Genomic DNA, 22504 nt, shown 5'->3' with positions numbered 1-22504 from the left:
GGGGCTTGAGGTTTGGGAGCCAAAGGTGTGACTTAGAAGCTGGTTTGATAGCGGATCATCAGGGCTTGATCCTGCTTGCCGGCGATACCATCGGCATCTTCACGCGCCATTACGGCCAACGCCAAGGCAGCATCCGCCCCCATCGGACGGGTATAGACCGCTTCCAGCCGCCGCTCGGGCGTTTTGCTAGACAGGCTGACTGCCCGGCGCGTCATGATTGGGGCACCGGTCTCAGGATCAGCCCCGGTTGCCAGCAAAAGGTTCATATTGCCAGAGATACTGGTCAGTGGTGTGCCGATGGCCAAATCGACCTGATCGCCGGCTGCCAGCCAATCACGATGGGCCAGATTGACGGCGAAGGCGGTTGCCTCCGTGCGGGACATGGAGGTTACAAGACTGGCCCGACCGCCGGTTTGGGCTGCCACACTGGCGTGGCTGAGGCGAGCACTCAGCGAGGTTGCCTCTGTCAATGCCAGCGCCATGTCGGCCTGAAGTGCCAAGGTGTGGGCCGGGCCATTCAAGCCAAAAAGACCTGTATCGACATCACCCAGTCGACCATTGGCCTCCTGAATAGCCGCAACGCTAGCCCCGAAGCTCACCCGATCAAACTGGCGGCTGAGACCAGCCTCGATGCTGGCGGCTTGGCTTGTGGCTTGTGGCGTCCAATTCAGACCGCGTCTTTGGGCTTGCTCACCTTGCAAGCGGGCGCCTAAGGTGACGGTGATGCCATTGGCCAAGAGGTTTTGACTTGCCACGCTGGCAGTGGTGCCTTCAAACAGCCCGCCATGATCGGCAAACCCAAGCAGGCGCGCTTTGGGCGCTGGGCCAACCGCCGCGCTGGCCCCCAAAATGGGCGATGTTTGGCCAATCGACACAGCCCAGGCATTGCCGGTGTTGCCAATGAAGTGCAGGCCACCGCTGGCCGCACTGCCCTCTGCTTGGGCAGGGCTTGCGACCAGTGACAACGTGCCGGTCGGGGTTGGAATGGCGGCAAGCTTGGTCTGCATGCGCGCCGTCAGCTTGCTGGCAAGGATCGAGACACTGTCAGGACGCAAGTCTTGCGCGCCGGCCGCAAAATCATAGGCAAAATCGCGGCCAAAGGCGTCAAACACGACGCCGTCGAAGGCACCATTGGCCCCAGCAAAGGACTTGGCACCAATTGTTACGCCGCCACTGCCTGTTGGTGCCAGTGCCAGCGGTGTGGTGCCAGCTGAACTGACTGTGGTGACAGTGCCCACAGGCAAAAGCGCGCGCTCAAGGTTCAAGAGGCCGCGGCCGTAAATGGGGTCAATACCTTTTTCACCAAGATCTGTGGCGGTCACGAACAAGACCTCGGCCACCTTCGGCGCGGTCAAGAATGGCCACGCACTTTTGACCACAGCGGCCGCGCCAGCAACCACGGGTGCTGCCATCGAGGTGCCGCTCATCATCGCGTAGGTATTGGTCCCGCTCGGGAAGGCACCAATCAGATTAACGCCCGGTGCGACCAGATAGAAATTGCGTGCATCACCTGCCCGGTTGGAGAAGCTGGCAATGAAATTGTTGGCATCGACCGCACCCACCGCGATGATCTGGCCCTTGGCCCAAGCTTCTGAGGCGTGGCGAGCGGGCCAGGATGGATTGGCTTGGCCCTCGTTTCCAGCCGCAATCACCATCAAGAGGCCTGCAGCCTGCGCCCCTTGCAATGCCGTGCGGATGGTTGGGCTCATCCCTGATCCACCCAGCGACAAGTTCATCACAAAAGCACGTTGGCTGGTGGCATAATTAATGCCACGGGCGACAAAAAAGTCGGAGGTTGAGGAACCTTGGAAAACCTGGACAGGCAGGATGCGGGCATTTGATGCCACGCCAACCATGCCGACGCCGTTGGCGCGCGCTGCAGCCAGCGAGGCGACATGTGTGCCATGGCCATTGGTGTCGGACACCGCAGCGATACCAGCTTGGTTGGTGAATGCATTATAGCCGCCGACAATGGCACCGGTGAAGTCGATGTGATCGCGGCGAATGCCACTGTCGATGATGGCGATGGTCACCCCGGTTCCCCGTGCCGCCCATGGGCGCGGCTTCAAGGCACCCACGCGCTGGGCAGCAGACGACCATTGCAATTCCTGGCCGGTCGGCACTGGGACAGTTTGAGCCAGCGCGGCACCGGCTGGTAGAAGACCAACCAAGGCGGTCATGGACAAGAGAGCGGTTTTCATTGGCTTTCCCCAAAGTGGAACATGGGAGAAGGCTTAAAACCGATGATTTAAAGAGGAATTTTGAAACAAGGCATAGAATTTCTGGCCCGCCAAAGCTGCTTTTAGTTCAAAGATCGCTTAAATTTTCAAGATCAGACCAGTGGCTTTGGTGATGAAGTGATCTGCTATAGCCCAGTTTTTGGGTTAATGGGTGGTAAGCATATCTCAATTTTGCCATAATCAGGCTGGATGTGCCGTTTTTCTGCCATCGGCTCTGCTGTTTTCAAGCTCAGATGAATTTGGCATTCACGAAATTGTGTGCAGTGGGAGGCGACTGAAACGAGCCCCAAGAGGCAATTGTCGGACGTTGCAATTGCGACTAGATCAAGGATGTCTAGGGGGCATGCACATGCGGAAAAGCGCGATTCTGGGCCTAATGGGCTTGATAATGGGTTTTGCTGGATTGGTTCAGCCAGCATTGGCACAAACAGCAAAGGCTGCCGACGCCAAAGGCCCAATGACGCCTGAGTTGATGTGGAAGCTCCAGCGTGTTGGGGCACCCAGCCTGTCGCCTGACGGCAAGATGACGGTGGTACCTGTCACGCGCTTTGATGCGGACGGTGATCGCAGCTTTACCAGTTTGTGGATTGTTTCGGTTGAAAGCGGCGCTGCGCGGCAGCTAACCAGCGGCGATGGCAATGATTTGGCACCGATCTGGAGCCCGGATGGCAAATGGATTGCCTTTGTTTCGAAACGCGGCAGTGACAGCGCAAATCAGCTCTATGTGATTGCCCCGGACGGGGGTGAGGCCCGTCGCCTCACGGCGGTTCCAACCGGTGTCTCAGCGCCCAAATGGTTTCCAGATAGCCAGCGGATCGCTTTCATCACATCGGTCTGGAAGGATCTGACAACGTGGGATGACCAGGCCAAGCGCCTTAAGGAGCGTGCCACAAGCACGATGCAGGCCCAGGTCTGGGACAAGGCGCCAATCTCTTATTGGGATCGCTTTCTTGATGATCGCCAGCCTCATCTGTATGCCGTCTCGCTGTCGGGGGAAGCCCCTGTCACCTTGACCCAACCCGCGGGTGTGCCGCTGGAGTTTCGGACGCCGGGGGCTGAGGATTATGACATTGCCCCTGATGGCAAGGAAATCGCCTTTGTCGGGGAAAGCGACACCAGCGGTATTCGACCAAATGCGGATATCTATGTGCTCGATTTGACGACAGGAACTGTCCGAAATCAAACCGCCGCAAATCTGGCCGCTGACCAAGAGCCCCATTACAGTCCAGATGGCCGCTATTTGAGCTGGACGTCCAATGTCATCGTGGGGGCTGCAGATCGGCTGCGTGTGATGTTGCTCGACCGTGAGTCTACAGGCGCTGGGGTACGTGATTTGTCGGCCAATTGGGATTGGTCGGCTGCCGAAGTGATTTGGAATCCAGATTCAAAAGCGCTTTGGGTCGTGGCTGAGGACCGCCCAACGCGGCGCGTGTTTCGCATGGAGCTTACGGGTGCAACCCCTCGCCGGATAACCCGGGAGGGTGACTTTGCCGGGATCGCCAGTGCCGGGCGCAGCCTAGTTGGTCTGCACGCCAGTTTCTCAAGCCCGCCAACGCTTGTGCGTATTGATCAGGCCACAGGGCAGACCAACCAATTATCGCGCTTCAATGATGCATTACTGGCAAATGTAAAAATGGGCCAAGTTGACTCGGTATCTTATCGCGGGGGCAATGGCGCCAACATACAGATGTGGGTGGTTAAGCCGCCAAACTTTGACGCCAGCAAGAAATATCCTGTCATGTTCCTGCTGCATGGCGGCCCCCATGTTGGGATCACAGATCAATGGTCCTATCGCTGGAATGCGCAGGTGTTTGCGGGGTGGGGCTATGTGACCACATGGCATAATTTTCACGGCTCATCGGGCTTTGGAGATGCGTTCACTGACGCCATTCAGCCTGATTGGGTTACGCTGCCCTATCAGGACACATTGGCCGGTGCGGATTATCTGAAAGCGCAGCCATGGGTGGATGGTGATCGCATGATTGCTGCGGGTGGCAGCTATGGTGGATATTTGGCCACTGTTTTGTTGGGCCGCCCCCATCCGTTTAAAGCGCTGATTGCCCATGCCCCTGTCTATAACCAATATAGCCAGATCGGGGCCGATTATGGTGCGACCCGTAACCGCTATTTCGAAGCGTGGGAGGATCCTGCCCGGTTTCAGGCCATTAGTCCCAACATGATGGCGGCCAATTTTGTGACACCGACTTTGGTGATCCACGGTCAGCAGGATTTGCGCGTGCCTGTTAATCACGGGATTGAATTGTTCAATACGTTGCAGAAGCGAGGCGTACCCTCGCGGCTGATTTACTATCCCAATGAGAACCATTGGATTTTGCGGCCGCAAAACTCCCTCTTTTGGTATGGGGAAGTCAAAAAATGGTTGGAGACCTATGCTCCTCCGGGTGGCAAGTAATGTACTTTACTCGTTAGACACAAAGACTAAACCCTGTTAGCAAACGACTTTTCAGCCTGAGTGGCCCTGATTGGAGTCGTGTATTGATCGGACCGGTAGAGATTGATCGCTGGGGGCAGGCGGGAATGAGTGCGCTCCGCGCCCAAGATTTTGTGACTGCAAGAGAGTGCTTTGAAGCCATTGTGGCCGCGGGTGGGGCGGATGCGGCGGTTTGGCTCGCTTTGTCTATGGCGTGCAAAGGGGCTGGTGATCGCGCCGCTGAATTGGCGGCTGTTACGCAACTTCTCGACCGGGATCCTGACAATATTCGCGCTAATCTAATCAAAGCAGATGCATTGTTGCATCTGGGTTCTAAACGCGCCGCCATGGGCTTTTATCAGCATGTGGAGACACTTGTTCCCGACCTTGCGGATGTGCCTACCCCGATCGCGACTGAGCTCCAACGTGCCCGGCAGGATCACGCGCGCCTTAAGCAAGAGATGGACGCCCATTTGCAACGCGCTCTGGCAGCGGCCGGTTTTAACCCGGCAACGTCAAGTCGACGTTTTTCAGACAGTCTCGACCTGCTTAGCGGACGCAAACAGCGCTATGTCTCGACGCCTCGCGCATATTTCTTTCCAGAATTGCCAGTTATTGAGTTTTTTGATCGCCAAAGGTTCGACTGGCTTGAGGCCCTCGAAGCGGCCACCGACGACATCTGTGAGGAGCTTGTCCCCATCCTAGCCGATGGCCGCCATTTCAGTCCCTATATTGAAGTGGAGGCTGAGAAGTCTGCCCATGTTGCCGGCAGTTCACGCGGCAATGGCGTATCGGCTCCAGAAGACTGGACGGCGGCCTATCTCATCCGCGACGGTAAGGTCTGTGAACCTTTAGCCTCTCAATGCCCCAAGACCATGGCGGCTTTGGCCAATGTGCCACTTGAAACCATTCAGGGTCGAGCCCCGTTCGCCTTGTTTTCGCGATTGACCCCCGGCGCTTGGATCATGCCGCATACAGGCTTCCTGAACACCCGATTGGTCTGTCATTTACCACTTCTCGTCCCGGATGGCTGTTGGTTTCGGGTCGGCAACCAAGTCCGCTTGTGGGAGCGTGGCCGCGCCTGGGTCTTTGATGACACCATCGAACATGAAGCCCGCAATCAAGGTACCGGCACCCGCGTGGTTCTGATCTTCAACATATGGCACCCGGATTTGACAGCCGAAGAGCGCGAACTTGTCGCCGCTCTGATGACAGGGGTTGACCAATTCGAACAGGTTTCAAACGCGGGCAGGCTTGGGTTTCAGTAGATTTAGCGAGCCTGCAAAACCCGAGAAGATCGGGTTCAATGACTTACCTGTGGCATGTTTGGTCATCCTGGCATGCCAAGGCGCTCTTCTTAAGACAGGCATGACACATCCCCAATCATCCACCTGATCGCATCATCCCACGTGATGGCGACGAAAAAGGCCAACCTGCTGTCAAGCAGATTGGCCCTTCGTTGTTTAAGGCAGGCTGATCAACAGCCTGTCTTAGGCTTATTGAACGGTCACACCGGTGACGTTCAGGCTGTTGCCGATGGCAGCCGTGGTAACCGCGATGTCCCCAGCAATGTTCGACAGCGACAGGTTGTCGGTGGCGATGTTTTGAGCCGCGTTGATCTGACGGTTGTTCAGGGTCAGCGTGGTGGTTGGCAGAGTGGTCACCGAGAAGCTGTTGCTGATCGCCGCAGTGGTCAGGTTCACAGCGCCGCCGACATTGCTGATCACAGCATTGGTGGTGGCGGTTGGGTCGATGTTACAAGCCTGATTGTTGTTGATGTACAGGTTTGCTGCGCTACGGCCGGTCACAGTACCGCTGTTGCAGATCGCAGCAGTGGTGTTGGTGACGTTGCCGCTGACATTGTTGATGCGGGTGTTGGTTTCAGCAACAACATTGCCCCAATAGCGCTGGGTATTGTTGATCGCACCGACTGGGCCAGTGATGTCAGCCGAGAAGCTGTTGCCAATCGCTGCAGAGGTTTGGTCAACCTTGCCAACCACGCCGTTCAGGTTGCTGTTCAGTTCCGATGTCACGTTGCCGGACTGGAACTGGTAGTTGTTGATGTCGGAGTTGACGTTTGACAGGTTCTTGATGGTGACCGAAGCTGAGTTGCCGATGGCAGCAGCAGTAGCAGACACATCCTTCACATTGCCAACTGGGTTGGTGGCCGTGCCCAGGTTCAAGGTCGAGGACACCACATTGGTGTTGACTTGCGAGTTGCTGACAGTTGCAACGCGCTCGACATTAACCGACACCGAGTTGCCGATTGCTGCAGTGGTGACATTCACCTTGCCGCCAGTCGTCGCCAGCGTGCTGTTGATGCCAACATTGGTCTCAGCAATCGTGCGGGCGATGTTGTTCTGATTGGTGTTGACATACATGCGCTGAGCCATCGCCGAAGACGACATCATTGCACTGAAAGCCAAAGCCGCAGCAGTCACATAAAGAGTTTGCTTTTTCACGGGTACTTCCCTCTTCGTTAAAGATGGGCCGGAATTGGCCATCCAGGTTTCAAATGTTTGGTCGACGGGTGGATTGCGGCCTTAATGATCTCAAATCAGACCATATTTGGTCACAAGCCATCCCGATCGACCGGGTCAAAGCATTTTTCTAGTTTCCTTCACGACGCAGCCGTTCCTGCATTGTTTCGGTGTTTGACCTGCCTCCGGGCGCGAAGGGTTGATCCAACTGACCCGCTCTCATGCCCCGCATCGGTGCGTTGATTTGGGTTTGCCCGGAGTTTGTTTGACCGTCTGCCCATTCTGGCGACTGTGGTCTGGATTGCGGCTGGACTGGCTGCATCTGGCCCTGCATGCCGCGCGCTGGTTGTAGCCACGGGGCAGGCTGGACGCTGTAAGGCGCCATCGCGAAAGGTTCCATTCTGGAAGTCGGTGCTGTCGGCTGAATTGCGCTCGTTGTGTAGCGCATGGCGGGGGCCGTTCTGACCGTACCGGATTCAATTTGCTGTCCCATGGCAAGGCAAGGGGCTGCATCATTGCCATAGAGGCTGGCGGTGAATTCAAAGACTGAGCGATCGATAATGCTGCGGATCGCCATCTGGATAGGTTCGTTCTTGCGTCCACCCAGGCCGAAGTCGAGCGACTCAGACCCATTGCTCAGGGCCGCGCCCAATTCCTTCTGGGTTCCGCGTACTTGTTTGCGATAGGATTTAACCGCGATGACTTCCGTGGTCCGGGCATCGATCAGACGCAGGTCCATCCCGACATCGACAACATAGTCGCCGTTGGAGAAATAGGCCGAGCCACCCTTGGTGCCGGACTTGGAGAATGAAGCATCCTGCCCGCGCGATTGAAGATTGTGGTTATACTCGCTGATACCGCCGACAATATACAGATCCACGCCTTGGATCTGGCCTTCTTGCGGGGTCCGGATCACAGTGGGGGAGTCACGCAAGAGGCGGTTGTTCGCAAAGTCGAGGTCAACCTGCGTCACGCCTGTGTCAAAGCGTTCAATCACCCGCATCCCAGCATTAGAGACTGCCGTGATGGCCATTAATGTCGCCCCTTGGGTCAAACGACGGCCAAGATAGAGGTCATCCGCGCCGGTCATGTCGGTGATATGGCCGACGGCAATCCGCGGTGCAGGATAGGCTTGGTTGGCAGCAATATTGGCCACACACCTCAAAGCAGGGGTATAGTCTGTCTGAGTTTGTGCCACCGCACTTCCCTTCAGCGGGACGATTGGGGCAACGGGGGCTTGCGTGGCGGAGGTGCTGGCGCAGCCGGCTACCAAGGAAGACAGGGCCGTGCAGATCATCAAAGCACGAGTGGGGCGTAAAACACGGGTCATGAGGGTCACCAAATGCTGAAGTGTCGGGCCTAGCGGGGAGCTGCGGCCGCCGTCACACGACCATTGTTGATCTGCGTGACATTGATGGTGGAGTTGCGAACATTGTTGATCGACACGATATTGCCGATGGCAGTCGAATTGCCCAATGTGCTGCTCGGTAACCGACCGCTTCGGGTCGATGGCGACAATTGCCCAGCCGATGAATTGGGATCGGCCAAACGTGCGGGCCCAGCAGGACGCGGACCACCCAGATCAACAGGGCGCCCATTGACGATTAGGCGCACGCCATTCTGATCGCGGGCAGGGGTCCGATAGGGGCTCGCCTCAACATCGGGCGTCATCCCGTAGGTACGCCGGATCTGGTCAGCACCGTTTTGTTGAGCCACTGCCAGGGAGGGCAAGATCGTCATGCTGATGGCGGTGGCCACCAAAAGCTGGCGGATTGTCGTTGGGCTAGCTTGAACTCGTACCATTGTGGAACACCCATTCCATTAATTGTTTGTTAATAGAACGGAAGCAAGCAGCGTGCCACACAAATTTATTTATTTAAATCAGAGGCATAGTTCCTTGTGAACAGGTATTACACAATGATCCCTTAATTTATTTACCAATTAAGTTCGTCTTTTGACTTGAAACTGGCCGTATGGCTTAAAACGATACAAGTAGGTCGGTACTATTGATTCAATACTCTCGAGTTTGGTTACCCCAAGTTCTTTAAGTGTATTGGCATTGCCGCTGACGATATTGTCAGTCTTCAGCATAATAACTTGATCGTCGGTGAGCGGTGGACCTGCAAACGGATAGAGTTTGAACAAAGTATTCATCACTGCACCTAGTGGCTGAGCGACGAAAAAAGGCAAAGGTGCGAACAGACGCGGCCGTTCAATTTCTTTTAGAATAAAACTCAGCAAGTCTTTAAAGCTATAAACACGAGGTCCGCCCAGTTCGAACACGCCACCTCCGCAATCAAGGCCAGCAACGACCGCTTCTGCCACGTCGCCGACATAGACCGGCTGGAATCGCGTCTGGCCACCCCCAATCAAAGGCAAGGCCGGGGTCACGCGCGCCATGGCGGCAAACTGGTTGAAGAAATTGTCCTCCGCGCCGAAGATGATGGAAGGACGCAAAATGGTCGCTTGTGGCACCAGATCCAGAACAGCCTTTTCGGCTTCGCCCTTGGTGCGGCCATATTTGGACGCCGAGGCGGGGTCTGCTCCAAGCGCAGACATATGGACAAAGCGGGTGATCCCGGCTTTGGCGGCCTGAGCAGCGACAATCTGCGCACCTTCAAGCTGGGTTGCCGCAAACGTCTGCTTGCCTGACTCATACAAAATGCCAACCAGATTGATGACGCCTGTGGCTCCTTCGAGCGCCCGCGCGACGCTGTCAGCATTGCGCACATTGGCTTGAACCAGTTGAATCTGGCCCACATCGCCCATGACGCGAAGATCCTGGCCCAGATGTGGCCGGCGCATCGCCACCCGCACCCGCTTGCCTGCTTTGGCCAAGGCCCGCACCACATAACGGCCTACAAAGCCCGAACCACCAAATACGACGATCACATCATTGGACATGGTTTTCCCCTGAATCTGCTTTCGCCATAGTCTGATAGGGTCTTGCTTGTCGAGCATTTGGGACATTGCGATCCGCCGACTTTAGCCAGCTGATGCGCCTTTGCGCAGCGGGTGATTTGCCGCACCCCCTGCCTTGCTGCTATAGGCGGGCCACTCATTGGCCTCCGCCGCGGGATTCGGTCCCGGTGCAGATGGGGCTGACCCATTTTTTCCTCCCGGAGCCTGACCCGTGACCATCCTTTCTGACGCGCCAGTGGCAACGGCGGCGCTGCGCAATATTGCGATTATCGCCCACGTTGACCATGGCAAGACCACCTTAACCGACCAATTGCTTGCCCAAGGTGGTGCTTACCGGGAAAATGAAGCCCGTGCCGAGCGGGCGATGGATTCCAACCCGCAGGAAAAAGAACGCGGCATTACCATTCTCGCCAAATGTACCAGCATTGTTTACGGCCAAGGTGCCGATGAAGTGCGTATCAATATTGTCGACACGCCAGGTCACGCCGACTTTGGTGGCGAGGTTGAGCGCGTGCTGTCGATGGTGGATGGCTGCTTGTTGCTGGTCGATGCCACCGAAGGCCCGATGCCGCAAACCAAATTCGTGCTGACCAAGGCGCTTGCCCTCGGCCTGCGTCCGATTGTGGTTTTGAACAAGGTTGATCGGCCCACTGCCCGGCCTGACGAAGTGCTCGATGAAGTGTTTGAACTGTTCATGGCGCTCAATGCCAGCAATGAACAACTCGACTTCCCCGCCGTTTATGCCTCGGGTCGTGATGGTTGGGCAAGCCTGACGCTAGATGGTCCGCGCGACAATCTGGGTCCCTTGTTTGACACCATTATCAGCCATGTTCCTGCCCCTGACTCTGCGCTGCGTCGGGATGAGCCATTCCGCATGCTGGTGACCATGTTGGATTCAGACCCTTTCCTGGGTCGGATTCTCACCGGGCGGGTGGAAAGTGGCCGCCTCACTGCCGGTACCATCGTCAAAGGCCTCAGCATTGACGGCAAGACGATTGAGCGCTCGCGCGTGTCGAAAATCCTTGCCTTCCGGGGCCTGCGCCGCCAGCCGATCGAAGAGGCTGAAGCCGGTGACATTGTTTCGATCGCTGGCCTGTCGACCACAACGGTGGCTGACACGATTTGCGACATGGATGTGGCCGAAGCCATTGCCGCCATTCCCATCGATCCACCCACATTGTCGGTGACCGTCATGGTCAATTCCAGCCCCTTTGCCGGTCGCGATGGCGATAAGGTGCAAAGCCGGGTGATCCGCGACCGGCTGCTCAAGCAGGCTGAAACCGATGTGGCCATCAAAGTTACCGAGACCGCAGACAAGGACGCTTATGAGCTTCAGGGCCGGGGCGAGTTGCAGATTGGTGTTTTGCTGGAAGGCATGCGGCGGGAAGGCTTTGAATTGTCGATTTCGCGCCCGCGCGTTCTGACCAAGATTGACGAAGACACGGGCCAGAAAATGGAACCGCTGGAAGAAGTCGTGATCGATGTGGATGACGAATATGCCGGTGTGGTGGTGGAAAAAATGTCGATCCGCAAAGCTGAGCTGCAGGACATGCGGCCCTCTGGCGGTGGCAAGACGCGGGTGACCTTCCATGCACCCGCACGTGGCCTGATCGGCTATCATTCCGAGTTCCTGACCGACACGCGTGGGTCGGGCATCATGAACCGCATCTTCCACAGCTGGACCCCATGGAAAGGCACGATTGCTGGCCGCCACAATGGGGCGCTCATCTCCAACGATACCGGCAAATCGGTGGTCTATGCCCTATGGTATCTTGAAGAGCGTGGCGTCTTGTTCATCGATGGTGGCGAAGATGTCTATCAAGGCATGGTTATTGGTGAAAATGCCAAGCCCGAGGACCTCGACGTCAATCCTCTCAAAGAGAAGAAATTGTCGAACGTGCGCTCGGCCGGCAAGGATGAGGCCATGCGCCTCACACCTCCCCGCCGCATGACGCTGGAACAGGCCATTGCTTGGATCGATGATGATGAATTGGTGGAAATCACCCCCAAGTCGATCCGTATCCGCAAAATGGAACTCAACCCCGCCTTCCGTAAGCGCAAAGCCAAAGCGGACTAGACGGGCTTTGGGTGAAGATAGCACGTACACATCTTCTCCCAAGCCCACCCCATGAGGACAACTCATTCCTTATGAGGGCTGTCATGTGGTTTAAACTATCTGCATCTAAAAGTGGGTGTCATCCCGGACGGCGTTAGCCGATCCGGGATCTCGTGACGCAAAGTCCCAAACGGTCCCGCTCTGCGCTTCGCTGCGGCGGGGATGGCATCCGGCAATCAATGGCTTCACGCTCAACGGGGGCTAGCGACAATCTTTTTGTCATGTAACCCGGCAATTTCGGTGTTGGAAAAGCCGATTTCGGTCAGAATTTCCTGCGTATGCTGTCCCAAAGTGGGCGCAGGTGCGGGAGGTAGTCGTTCCAGTCCCATGAAATTGATTGGGCTGCCGGGGGTCAGATAGCTGCCGATACCAGCCTGATTGACCATGGCAAACATCGGATTGTCGAGGCTGCAATCTGGATCCTCCTGCACCGCTTGGCGAAAGCTGCGATATTGGCTCCACGTGACATCTGCGGCGCTGAGGCAAGTCGCGACTTCACCCAAGGATCGCTCCTCAAAAAACGGCTTCAAAAGCGCGGTGATGGCGTGGCGGTGAATGAAGCGCATGCCCTCTTGGCCCAAGTCGGTTCCAAGACGGTGAGCCAATTGGTCCATATCTGCGTCAGACTGGGTCGCGGTCTTCAGATTGCGCCATTGCCGGTCAGTCAGGGCGACCACCATCACGCGCGCGCCATCCTGGCAGATAAAGTCCTGCGCATAAGCGCCATAGAGCGAATTACCCATTTTAGGCCGATCATGGCCATTGATGCTGGCTTCTGCAATGATGCCAAGATTGCCCAGCATCGCCAGCGCAGTATCTTTGAGGGCCAGTTCCATCAATTGGCCTTGCCCGGTTTTGCGGCGGTGGCGATCTGCCGCAATAATCGCCATGGCCGCCTGCTGGCCCGTAATGCAATCCCATGCAGGCAAGGCATGCCCCACAGGCTCAAGACTGCCTTCCGGGCCAGTTGCATGGGGGAAACCAACCGCGGGATTGACCGTATAATCCACCTGTGGCCCGCCATGGCGGTCGCCCAATACCGCCATCATGATCAGGTCCGCGCGATGCTGTTTCAGCCCCTCATAGGACATCCAGCCGCGTAAGCGCAGATTGGTGAGGAAGATACCAGCGTCCGGCCCCGGCCCGCAAATCAATCGGGTTAAGATTTCGCGGCCTTCTGGGGTGGTCATGTCCACCGCCAAGCTGCGCTTGCCCTTGTTCAGACCCGCCCAGAACAGGCTTCGGCCATCGGCGGTAATGGGCCAGCGCTCAGCATCAAGGCCGCCCTGCAGGCGGTCAAACCGAATGACATCAGCCCCCAATTGCGCCAAGGTCATGCCGGCCAGCGGGGCTGCGACAAAGGCTGATCCTTCAACCACGCGCATGCCGTCGAGAATGGTGTTCATATGTTTCCCCCGCAGGCCTGCTGATGCCGGCCCCAGCGCGTTTGGTTTGTGATGACCCAAGATGCGCGCCTTGTCTGTTGAGTGAGCTTTCAGTCCCAAGTCATCTGGGCTTCCATGGTGATCGCGCCGTCGGCTGTGGCTGTGAAGATGTCGGTCGCTTCCTGTCCTATGCGGCGGCCCGCGACCTGTGCGCCGTCAAAGTCAAACAAAGGCCTGACGCCCTTGAACCGATAGGCCTGCGGCTGACGGTCAGGTTGTTCCTGGCAGGCATAATGAAAGCCCAGAATGGCTTGTAAGGGTCCATGCACCACAAGGCCCGGATAGTTTTCCACCGACTTGGCATAATCGCGGTCATAATGGATGCGGTGGCTGTTGAAAGTGACGGCTGAGAAGCGAAACAACAAGACCGGATCAAGCACTACGGGGTGGCTCCAATCAGGCTCTGACAACCGAACCGCTTCTGGGACCGCAAACGCTTTGGGGATGTCCATATAGACGATGTCTTGGTCTTCCTCATACGCAAGGCCTAGATCGGTCGTGATGGTATGATGGACGGTGACAAAAACCATTGGCCCCGCGCGACCCTGCTTTTCGCGGATATCGGTGATGGTGGAGGTTTTTTGCGCTGTGGCCCCAATCATCAGGGGACGGTGAAACCGGCAACGACTGCCTGCCCACATGCGCCGGGCCAAGTCGATGGGCGGCAGGAAGCCGCCGCGCGCCGGATGGCCATCAGGCCCGATCTGGCGTGTTGGCGCGCGGGCAAGAAAATAGGCCCAGTTCCACAGAGGTGGCAGCGGGGTGCCTTCAACTGCACACGCATCGGGATCAAGGTCGAGGATTGCCGCAAGGCTTTGAGCAGGGCCTAGGTCCAGCTTTTGCCGCACATCCTGCGTGCGACCAAGCCAGGTCATGATGTTTTCCTCTGCCATGGTCGGCCTATTGTGATGCGTGCGTTGGCATCAGCAGATCACGGCGATGGTCGCCCGGCAAGGCGCGCGGGGTCATCTGGCGGGCATTCAGTCCGCAGGCCGAGAGGCCGACAACCAGCAAACAGGCCGCATCAGTCTGCCAATATCTCGATGGTCAGCCGAGGCAATCGGTCCTGGGCTCGCAAGACATTTGTGTCATCCCGTCACGTCAAGGCAGCCTAGCGACTTGTCTCGGCACAGCATTTCCTGGGACATCCGCTGTGTGACCTGGTCGCGCCTTGCCCGTGTCTGACCAATGGGACCGGGTCGCAGGCCACGCCGCAACCGCTCTATGGGGTGCGCATGCACGCCCGCGCCCTGTCATAAAGAATGAAGTCTGGCCGCAGACTGAACACTATTGGCCACACACAGGCAGGTCGCAGAGCCTGCCTACCAGATGCGGACGCGCTTGTCGGGGGCAACATAGAGCTTGTGACCGGGCTGCACATTGAATGCCTGATACCACGCATCGACATTTTGAACCGTGCCATTGACCCGGAATTGTGCGGGAGAATGTGGGTCGGACTGGACTTGATTGCGCAAGGCTTCATCGCGGCTGACGTCGCGCCAGATCTGGCTCCAGGACAAAAAGAAGCGTTGATCACCGCTCAATCCGTCTAAAACGGGGGCGGGCTTGCCTTTCAATGACAAATGATAGGCCGTCAGCCCCACCACGACACCGCAATGGTCGCCGATGTTTTCACCCAAGGTCAGTTCGCCATTGAGCTTGACCCCCGGCAGTGCTTCAAACCCGCCATATTGGGCGACCATTTTGGCCCCAAGCGCATTGAATGCGGTCACGTCGGCCTGGGTCCACCAATCCCGCAGCACACCTTTTTCGTCATATTTGGCACCTTGGTCATCAAAGCCATGACCCATTTCATGGCCGATCACCCCGCCAATGCCGCCATAATTCACCGCAGGATCGGCATTTTCATCAAAGAAAGGTGCCTGAAGGATCGCTGCTGGGAAGACGATTTCGTTGAAGACAGGGTTATAATAGGCGTTGACCGTCTGGGGCGTCATGAACCAGCGGCCACGATCGGTCTTGCGCGCCAAATCTGCGGCATCTCGTGCTGCACCAAAGGCCATGGCGCGACGCTCATTCCCAATGGCGTCACCCATTTTAACCTCAAGTCCGCTGTAGTCGCGCCACTGATCGGGATAGCCAATCTTTGGCCTAAAGGTTGCCAATTTCGCCTTGGCCTTAAGTTTGGTCTCCTTGGTCATCCAGGTCAGGCCGTCGATCCGCACGGCGAAAGCCTTGCGCAGATTTTCGACCAGATCGACCATTTTCGCTTTGGCAGTTGGGGTGAAATGGCGCGCGACATAGAGCTGTCCAACGGCCTCGCCCAATGCATCGTCGAGGGCTTGGATCGCACGCTTCCAACGAGGTCGTGGCTCGGGCTGGCCATTCAAGGTGCGACCATAAAAGTCAAAGCGTTCGTCATAGAGGGGTTGGGGCAAAATCCCGGCACTGCTGTTGACGGCATGATAGGTCAAATAGGCCTGCCAGGTCTCAACCGGTGTTGCCACGAACAATTTGGCCAAGGGCCCAATCGCGCTGATCTCTTGGACAATGCATTCCTGAATGTCCCCATAGCCGGCCTGTTGGAAGACCGTGGACCATGGGAAGTCGGGTGCCAGTTCGTCCAACTGCGCCCGCTTGCGCAAATTGTACATTTTCGTGCTGTCACGCCGTTCAGCAATGTCCCAGTGCAATTTGGCGATCTCGGTTTCGAGAGCGAGAATCTTTTTGCCCTTGGCGTCGCCATCGCTTTGCCCCGCAAGGGTCAATAAACGACTGACATGGGTGGGGAATTTGGCACGCAGCTCGGCAAAACGGGCATCATCGCCCAGATAATATTCCTTGTCCGGCAATGAGATGCCGCTATGGCCAATGGCCACCAAATAGCGGTCGGGATTGCCATCATCGAGGGTCACGCCCCAGCTGATCGGTCCATTGCTTGGGATATCGGGGGCGGCCATGATGGCCGCAACATCCTGATGGGTTTTGGCTGCGGCAATCCGGTCCAGTTCTGGCTGGATAGGGGCGAGGCCTTTGGCGTTAATCGCTTCAATGTCCATATAGCTGCGGTAGAAATCGCCAATCTTTTGTTCAAGCGAGCCGGGCGCTCCGGTCTTGGCGGCAACTTCGTCCACCAAAGCGCGCACATCTTCTTCTGCCTTGGCAGCCAGTGCATCAAAAGCACCCCAGCTTGGCCGATCTGACGGGATTGGATTATTGGCCATCCACGTGCCGCCACCGTGCTTCCAGAAATCGTCACCGGGGCGGATCGATAGGTCGCGACCGGCCAAATCCAGGCCAAAACTGCCCAAAGCGGTTTTGCTTGCGGCCGCCTGTGCCAAGCCAGTTAGTCCAAACTGGCCAACCAAAGCATAACCCAGGCTGCTGCAGCCAACACCGAGAAAAGCGCGTCTATTCATGGCCAAATCTGTCCCCCTTCGGCTGGAGCCCGATCATTTTTCGCTCCGATCACGATTTCGTCATCTCCGTTTCTGCGTGTGTTGTCGAGTTAATTTCCGGCAAGAATTGCCATTGGTGCCCCTTTGCGACAGCATGGCGCGGCGATGAGGGGGATGATGATGAGTTGTGAGATTGGGGCAGCCGATGTCGCCGTGATTACGGGTGGGGCTTCGGGGATTGGCTTGGGCTTGGCAAAAGCGTTGGCGGCGCGGGGCGCGGCTGTTGTGTTAGCAGACATAGAAGGGGGCAAAGCCGAGGCCGCTGCCGCCCAGATTCGCGAGACTGGGGGGGCCGCACTTGGCTGTTTTGTCGATGTCGCCGACCCTCAGTCCAACCAAGCACTGGCCGATTTTGCCTTCGAGCGCTTTGGTCGGGTCAGTCTGGTCTTTCTCAATGCCGGGATCGGGGCCGGCGGGGCGATACACAAGGCGTCCATCGCCAATATCGCATGGACTTTTGAGGTCAATCTGATGGGCACGATTGCTGGCGTGCGGTCTTTTGCCCCCCGCTTGCTGGAGCAAGATCACCCCTCGCGATTGATCATCACCGCCTCAGAACATGGGCTGGGCTTGCCCAGTCGCGGTGGTCAGGCTACCCCCTATACGGCCTCCAAACATGCCCTAGTCGGCTTGGCCGATGCCATGGCGCGCGATTATCGCGATACCCAGCTTTCGGTGTCGGTCCTGTGTCCGGGCTTGGTGGCATCAGAAATTTGGAATGGTTTCCGCAATCGCCATGCGCGTTTTGGTGGACCGCGCCTTTTGGATGAGGCCGCGGGGGCTGAAAACCGTGCAGGCCTGTCTGCTGACCTGGCCGCAGATCGCATCTTGCGCGGCATTGAGGCGGGGGAATTCTTTCTATTCACCCACGGCAACGACATTGCCGACGTTGCCCGCGCCCGGGCAGAGGCAGTGGAGTCTGCCTTGGCCCGCTTTTGGGCGCGCGAAGGCCCACAGGCCTAGCCTTAAGAGAGGGGCAGGCCCCTCTCTTAAGATTGCGCATCTGGTTGGTCATGGAAATTTGGGTTTGACCGCCCCGTTGGAGGTGGGGTGAGGCTTATCTGCCCTTGCGGCGGGGCACGAAGCTGCTTTCCCCACCCCGGCCTGCTGGGCGGGCTTGATCACGGTTGGCAGCGGCGCGTTCTGGCTTGCGCGGGCCTGGCTTTTTGAAGCCGGGCTTGGCAGGGCGGACATCTTGGCGTGGCTCAATCCGGGCTTGCCCACGTGGGGCAGGGCGCCCACGACCACCTGGCGCGGCAGGGCGATGGTTGGCGGGGGGGCGCTCAATCACGGGGGACGGGGCGGCCGCCATATCGATGGGGGGCGCAATGGGGCGCGGTGAGGCGCTGTTGGCCGGGGCTTCCATCCGCGCGATCGGCCGTTTGATCAGCCGCTCAATCTGGCGCAGATTATCCCGCTCGTGAGGGGCACAGAAAGAAATGGAGATGCCTTCTGCCCCGGCCCGGGCAGTCCGGCCAATCCGGTGAACATAGGCCTCGGGCACATCAGGCAGATCGACGTTGAATACATGGGTCACCCCATCCACATCAATGCCGCGCGCTGCCACATCGGTGCAGACCAAGAGCCGTGTATGGCCCTTGCGGAACCGGTCGAGCGCATGTTCACGCGCGGCTTGGCTCTTATTGCCATGGACCGCATCCACTGAAAGTTCCAATTGCTCCAGTTTGCGGGTCATTTTTTCTGCGCCATGCTTGGTGCGCACAAAAATCATGGCGCGCTTAACGTCTTCCTGCTGGCACAGGGTTTCCAAGAGCTCCTGCTTGGCCGTCTGGGTGGTGATGATTAAGCGTTGGTCGACCCGCTCGGCTGCCGAGGACAAGGGGGCCACTTGGATGCGCTTGGGATCGGTCAGCAATTCCTCAGCCAAATGGGTGATTTCCTTCGGCATCGTGGCCGAAAACAGGCTGGTCTGACGGCTGGACGGGGTCTCGCCCACAATGAGCCGGATCGGCTTGATGAAGCCCATGTCCAGCATCTGGTCGGCTTCATCGAGAATGAGATGTTCGATCTTATCGAGGCGAATGGCCCTCTGCTTCATCAGGTCGATCAAACGACCGGGGGTGGCAATCAGAATATCCACGCCGCGTTCCATGGCGCGGATCTGCTTGCGGATATTGGCTCCGCCATAGACCAAGGCACCCGAAAGGCCGAGATAGCGGCCATAGGTGCGCAGGCTGTCGGCAATTTGGCCAGCCAGCTCACGGGTGGGTGTCACGATCAGTGCCCGGCAGGCGCGTGCCCCGGCGTGAACGCGTCGCTCGGACAAATGGTGCAGCAAAGGCAAGGCAAAGGCGGCGGTCTTGCCTGTGCCCGTCTGGGCCAGACCCAGAATATCAAGCGATTGCATCGCGGGCGGGATGGCCTGAACCTGGATCGGCGTCGGGCTTGTATAGCCTTCCCCCGCCAGAGCTTTCAAAATGGGGTCACTGAGGCCGAAATCGGCAAAGGTGGTCATGTTTATATCTTTCGCACGTCACAATGGGCCGTCATGCTTCTGGTCATCAGACAGCATGCGCGCCTGGGGTCTGTTTATCGAGGTACTAGACGCCCGATTTGGCTCTGACAGAACCAAGCGCGCTCTAGGGCGCACGCGACTGCTTGTTGCTTGCAGTCCAGCACGCCAAAAGGGGCCAACCTTCGCCCGGTGTGACCCCGCGAAATCAATCATGGTCACGTGCAACGCCCAGACGGCGGATAGCGATGAATGAGCGGTCGAGCCCGGTTCGGATAGAACCAGACCCTCACGTCTCAACTGTGGGATGTGCATGAAAACTCGGGCAGAGCGGGCGGGCAGAAGCCGCAAACACCTGTCTTAGCTGCCGAGTGCTTCCAGGATCGTCTTCACGCACAAAGCCATGAGAACGAGTGAAGCCAAGGCAAACACACCAAAGCGCAGCGCAACCTTATTGTTGGTTGCTTGCACCAAGGAATGCAGCACACGAAGGCCCACATAGACCCAAGCGAGCTGAATTGAAAGCCCATCGGCCCAATTTCCGACATGGGCGGTCAGGGCAAGGGCGTAAAACAGGGTCGGTTGTTCGTGCAAATGGTTATAATTATGGGCGACTTGGGCCACTTTTAGCGGCAAAACGTCCAAACTACCCGGAATTGCTGCACCTTGTGGGTCGATCTTGTGTTTTTGCATAGCTGGTAGTCGGGTGGCATACATCCACACCCACATGACACAGGTCCAACCAATCAAGGCCAAAATCGGCAACAACATCATTTGGTCTCCACAACAAAACGGGCACGCCTATTAAGCGATCCACCTTACGCACGACTTCTGAATAAGGATAGCCCAACTCATTCTATTTCACCCCAGGCCCTAAATGTGTGCGCAGGAAAGCCTCAAGTTCGTTGAGCATTTGCAAGCGGGTTTCGGTCCGCGACAGCCAATGATCTTCACCGCTCAATTCCACCAGCTTGTGAGGCTTGCCCGCCGCTTTGAGCGCATTGGCCATCATGACGCTTTGCTCAAACCGCACCACTGTATCATCCTTGCCGTGGATCAACAGAATGGGTGCACGTACCGCGGTGGCCAGCCGTCGCGGTGAGGCTGCGGCCAGTTCGGACTGATTGTCGCCGATATGGCTGGTCCAATAATTGACATTGGCCGCACGCGACCTGCCGGCATTGTTCTTTTCTGTCTCGATCAGGCGCGGCAAGTCTGAAACACCGGCCACGGAGACCACACAGCGGTAAAGGTCCGGGGTTAAGGTGGCCCCGGCGAGTGCGGCATAGCCACCATAGCTTCCCCCGACAATACAGACCTTGGCAGGATCGGTGAGGCCTTCCTTGACGGCCCAAGCCACCGCATCGGACACATCATCCTGCATGCGTTTGCCCCATTGGCGAAAACCGGCATCAGAAAAGGCCCGGCCAAAGCCGGTTGAGCCTCTAAACTGGGGTTGGATCACGACATAGCCACGTGTGGCCATGAATTGAGCCCAATAGTCGAACCGTGGCCAGTCGCGCGATTGCGGCCCGCCATGGGGGAAGATGATGGTGGGCGCATTCTTGATGTCGCCATCGCCCGGCGGCAAGGTGACATAGACAGGTATGTCCACCCCGTCGCGGCTTTTGAAACTTGTCGCCTGCAGCCGCCCCATCGGGACGTCTTTGAGCTGGGGATAGGCTTCACCCAGCCTGACGAGTTTGGGCCCATCCACACGCAGCAGCACATATTCAGGCGGGATTGATGTCGTCTCAATGCGTGCCACGACGCTTTTTCTGTCACGCGAGAAATCCACGATGGACACAATCTTGCCGGGAAACGTGTTCTCGAGGATGGCTTGGGCTTCTTGGAGATCAGCAGAGATCATCTGGGTTGTGGGTTCCAGACCCCCCATAACCACCCCAACCACAGAGCTGGACCATTGGTCGGTGACCACATAGGACAGTTCAACATCCTCGACGCGCAAGAATGTGGTGATGGCTTTGGTGGTCGGATCAATGGCATGGATTTCCCCAAGTTCTGATCCTGTATCCTGAGAAAAGACAATTTTGCCGCCTCTGGTCAGCCCCCTAAACCCAATAGCCCGCGTGACATTGTCATCCAGACTTAAAACCTCTTCAAATTGCTTGTCGGCTGCGCCAACGAACATTTTGGTCGTCTTGCGGCTGGCATCATAATCCAGTCGCGCAATTGGATTGCCCGCCCGATCCACCATCCAATCATATGTATTTGGGTTGCCGAAGGCCTTGATTTCGGTTTGGGTACCATTGGTGGCCACTTCATAGAGATTGAGCGATACCCGGTCGGCATTATTCAGATCATAAGCGACCATCATCACCCGGTTCGGCTTGTCCGGCAGAATCGAAACCAAGCCGACCCCATAATTATACTCCCGCAAGACACCACCTTCGGCCAACAGATTGCGGATGGTCGAAGTCTCAAAATCAAATGAAAATGTGCGAAACATCTCGTCCTTAAACGTATCGACTTGGGTGGTGTCGCTGGCTGTGATCAGCACGTCGCCGCCATCTTCAAACGTGATGTCCCGCAGTTTTTTGTCGCCGACTGAGACGCCCACAGCTTTGCGCGTGCTCAGGTCCATCACCCGGACTTGGGTCTCGCCAAGATCGCTTGAATACGCAAAGGCGATCCGATTGCCATCTGCAGAAATAGCAACATCGGTGATTTTTTGGGTTGCTGCAAAAGCCTCCGCGGGTGGCGGTTTAGCCAGCCCAAAGGTGGGCGACATCCAGACCATTCCAAGAAGGCCGCTCGCCACCAGATATTTATGAAGCCCCATTATGCCCACCTCCAATAGTGCCAAGCTGCAATGACTTTTGGGAACAGGCAAGCGATGTTTCAGGAGGTTAGGCCCTCCTCCTGCGGTCGTGATTGGCGGCTGTTAATTGTGTGAACTGACTTGCCAATCTCTTGCAGCGGTCGCAGGATCATCAAACGTAAGTTGAGTGGGGGAC

Annotated in this window: 15 protein-coding genes; 4 read left to right on the top strand and 11 right to left on the bottom strand. The window is 57.2% G+C overall.

Annotation, left to right across the window (positions count from 1 at the left end):
* Positions 1–32: 32 nt before the first annotated feature.
* The gene (locus tag PbB2_RS11435; RefSeq protein ID WP_108985460.1) at positions 33–2201 is read right to left on the bottom strand and encodes a S8 family serine peptidase; all 2169 of its coding nucleotides are present in this window, start codon (positions 2199–2201) and stop codon (positions 33–35) included.
* A 388-nt stretch (positions 2202–2589) separates the two neighbouring features.
* On the opposite strand from PbB2_RS11435, the gene PbB2_RS11430 reads away from it, so the two are divergent.
* Positions 2590–4653 carry a S9 family peptidase gene (locus PbB2_RS11430; protein WP_192576309.1) on the top strand — a complete coding sequence of 688 codons (2064 nt, stop codon included), beginning with the start codon at positions 2590–2592 and terminating at the stop codon, positions 4651–4653.
* An 83-nt stretch (positions 4654–4736) separates the two neighbouring features.
* Positions 4737–5939 (top strand): aspartyl/asparaginyl beta-hydroxylase domain-containing protein, encoded by a 1203-nt coding sequence (locus PbB2_RS11425; protein WP_133245794.1) that lies wholly within the window; start codon positions 4737–4739, stop codon positions 5937–5939.
* A 228-nt stretch (positions 5940–6167) separates the two neighbouring features.
* Here the strand turns inward: PbB2_RS11425 and PbB2_RS11420 are convergent, their stop codons facing one another.
* The 4 genes from PbB2_RS11420 to PbB2_RS11405 form a co-directional block, all read right to left on the bottom strand.
* The gene (locus PbB2_RS11420) at positions 6168–7133 is read right to left on the bottom strand and encodes a hypothetical protein (protein ID WP_108985457.1); all 966 of its coding nucleotides are present in this window, start codon (positions 7131–7133) and stop codon (positions 6168–6170) included.
* A 148-nt stretch (positions 7134–7281) separates the two neighbouring features.
* On the bottom strand, positions 7282–8481 hold the full coding sequence (locus PbB2_RS11415) for a CsgG/HfaB family protein (RefSeq protein WP_108985456.1): 1200 nt from the start codon (positions 8479–8481) through the stop codon (positions 7282–7284).
* A gap of 29 nt (positions 8482–8510) precedes the next feature.
* A complete protein-coding gene (locus tag PbB2_RS11410) occupies positions 8511–8954 on the bottom strand; it encodes a hypothetical protein (protein ID WP_108985455.1) in 444 nt (147 codons plus the stop codon).
* Between the two features lie 138 nt (positions 8955–9092).
* Positions 9093–10055 carry a complex I NDUFA9 subunit family protein gene (locus PbB2_RS11405; RefSeq protein WP_108985454.1) on the bottom strand — a complete coding sequence of 321 codons (963 nt, stop codon included), beginning with the start codon at positions 10053–10055 and terminating at the stop codon, positions 9093–9095.
* A 229-nt stretch (positions 10056–10284) separates the two neighbouring features.
* Here PbB2_RS11405 and typA point away from each other — a divergent pair, with 229 nt between their 5' ends.
* On the top strand, positions 10285–12150 hold the full coding sequence (gene typA, locus PbB2_RS11400) for a translational GTPase TypA (protein WP_238164986.1): 1866 nt from the start codon (positions 10285–10287) through the stop codon (positions 12148–12150).
* Between the two features lie 230 nt (positions 12151–12380).
* On the opposite strand, the gene PbB2_RS11395 is transcribed toward typA, so the two are convergent.
* The 3 genes from PbB2_RS11395 to PbB2_RS11385 all read right to left on the bottom strand — a co-directional run bounded on the left by PbB2_RS11395 (position 12381) and on the right by PbB2_RS11385 (position 17014).
* Positions 12381–13595 carry a CoA transferase gene (locus PbB2_RS11395; RefSeq protein WP_108985453.1) on the bottom strand — a complete coding sequence of 405 codons (1215 nt, stop codon included), beginning with the start codon at positions 13593–13595 and terminating at the stop codon, positions 12381–12383.
* An 89-nt stretch (positions 13596–13684) separates the two neighbouring features.
* Positions 13685–14509 carry an HTD2 family dehydratase gene (locus PbB2_RS11390; protein ID WP_192576308.1) on the bottom strand — a complete coding sequence of 275 codons (825 nt, stop codon included), beginning with the start codon at positions 14507–14509 and terminating at the stop codon, positions 13685–13687.
* Between the two features lie 447 nt (positions 14510–14956).
* Positions 14957–17014, bottom strand: a complete 2058-nt coding sequence (locus tag PbB2_RS11385) for a M13 family metallopeptidase (RefSeq protein ID WP_108985451.1) — start codon at positions 17012–17014, stop codon at positions 14957–14959.
* A gap of 159 nt (positions 17015–17173) precedes the next feature.
* Between PbB2_RS11385 and PbB2_RS11380 the strand changes: the two genes are divergently transcribed.
* Entirely contained in the window at positions 17174–18016 is an 843-nt protein-coding gene (locus tag PbB2_RS11380) for an SDR family NAD(P)-dependent oxidoreductase (protein ID WP_192576307.1), read from the top strand.
* Between the two features lie 94 nt (positions 18017–18110).
* On the opposite strand, the gene PbB2_RS11375 is transcribed toward PbB2_RS11380, so the two are convergent.
* The 3 genes from PbB2_RS11375 to PbB2_RS11365 all read right to left on the bottom strand — a co-directional run bounded on the left by PbB2_RS11375 (position 18111) and on the right by PbB2_RS11365 (position 22278).
* Positions 18111–19529: a DEAD/DEAH box helicase gene (locus tag PbB2_RS11375; protein WP_108985449.1), complete on the bottom strand. Its 1419-nt coding sequence runs from the start codon at positions 19527–19529 to the stop codon at positions 18111–18113.
* A 357-nt stretch (positions 19530–19886) separates the two neighbouring features.
* Positions 19887–20297 (bottom strand): MAPEG family protein, encoded by a 411-nt coding sequence (locus tag PbB2_RS11370; protein WP_238164985.1) that lies wholly within the window; start codon positions 20295–20297, stop codon positions 19887–19889.
* A gap of 85 nt (positions 20298–20382) precedes the next feature.
* Entirely contained in the window at positions 20383–22278 is a 1896-nt protein-coding gene (locus PbB2_RS11365; protein WP_238164984.1) for an alpha/beta hydrolase family protein, read from the bottom strand.
* Between the last annotated feature and the right edge of the window lie 226 nt (positions 22279–22504).

The organism is Candidatus Phycosocius bacilliformis (assembly GCF_003112735.1).
Classification (GTDB): domain Bacteria; phylum Pseudomonadota; class Alphaproteobacteria; order Caulobacterales; family Aquidulcibacteraceae; genus Aquidulcibacter; species Aquidulcibacter bacilliformis.
The sequence above is the reverse complement of the archived record's forward strand: the minus strand, read 5'-3'. Positions and strand labels throughout refer to the sequence as shown.

Bases quoted from the DNA above. Each gene is read 5' to 3' on its own strand.
- PbB2_RS11435 (WP_108985460.1), bottom strand. From the start codon at position 2,201: ATGAAAACCGCTCTCTTGTCCATGACCGCCTTGGTTGGTCTTCTACCA.
- PbB2_RS11430 (WP_192576309.1), top strand. From the start codon at position 2,590: ATGCGGAAAAGCGCGATTCTGGGCCTAATGGGCTTGATAATGGGTTTT.
- PbB2_RS11415 (WP_108985456.1), bottom strand. From the start codon at position 8,481: ATGACCCGTGTTTTACGCCCCACTCGTGCTTTGATGATCTGCACGGCC.
- PbB2_RS11410 (WP_108985455.1), bottom strand. From the start codon at position 8,954: ATGGTACGAGTTCAAGCTAGCCCAACGACAATCCGCCAGCTTTTGGTG.
- PbB2_RS11405 (WP_108985454.1), bottom strand. From the start codon at position 10,055: ATGTCCAATGATGTGATCGTCGTATTTGGTGGTTCGGGCTTTGTAGGC.
- PbB2_RS11395 (WP_108985453.1), bottom strand. From the start codon at position 13,595: ATGAACACCATTCTCGACGGCATGCGCGTGGTTGAAGGATCAGCCTTT.
- PbB2_RS11390 (WP_192576308.1), bottom strand. From the start codon at position 14,509: ATGACCTGGCTTGGTCGCACGCAGGATGTGCGGCAAAAGCTGGACCTA.
- PbB2_RS11385 (WP_108985451.1), bottom strand. From the start codon at position 17,014: ATGAATAGACGCGCTTTTCTCGGTGTTGGCTGCAGCAGCCTGGGTTAT.
- PbB2_RS11380 (WP_192576307.1), top strand. From the start codon at position 17,174: ATGAGTTGTGAGATTGGGGCAGCCGATGTCGCCGTGATTACGGGTGGG.
- PbB2_RS11375 (WP_108985449.1), bottom strand. From the start codon at position 19,529: ATGACCACCTTTGCCGATTTCGGCCTCAGTGACCCCATTTTGAAAGCT.
- PbB2_RS11370 (WP_238164985.1), bottom strand. From the start codon at position 20,297: ATGTTGTTGCCGATTTTGGCCTTGATTGGTTGGACCTGTGTCATGTGG.
- PbB2_RS11365 (WP_238164984.1), bottom strand. From the start codon at position 22,278: ATGTCGCCCACCTTTGGGCTGGCTAAACCGCCACCCGCGGAGGCTTTT.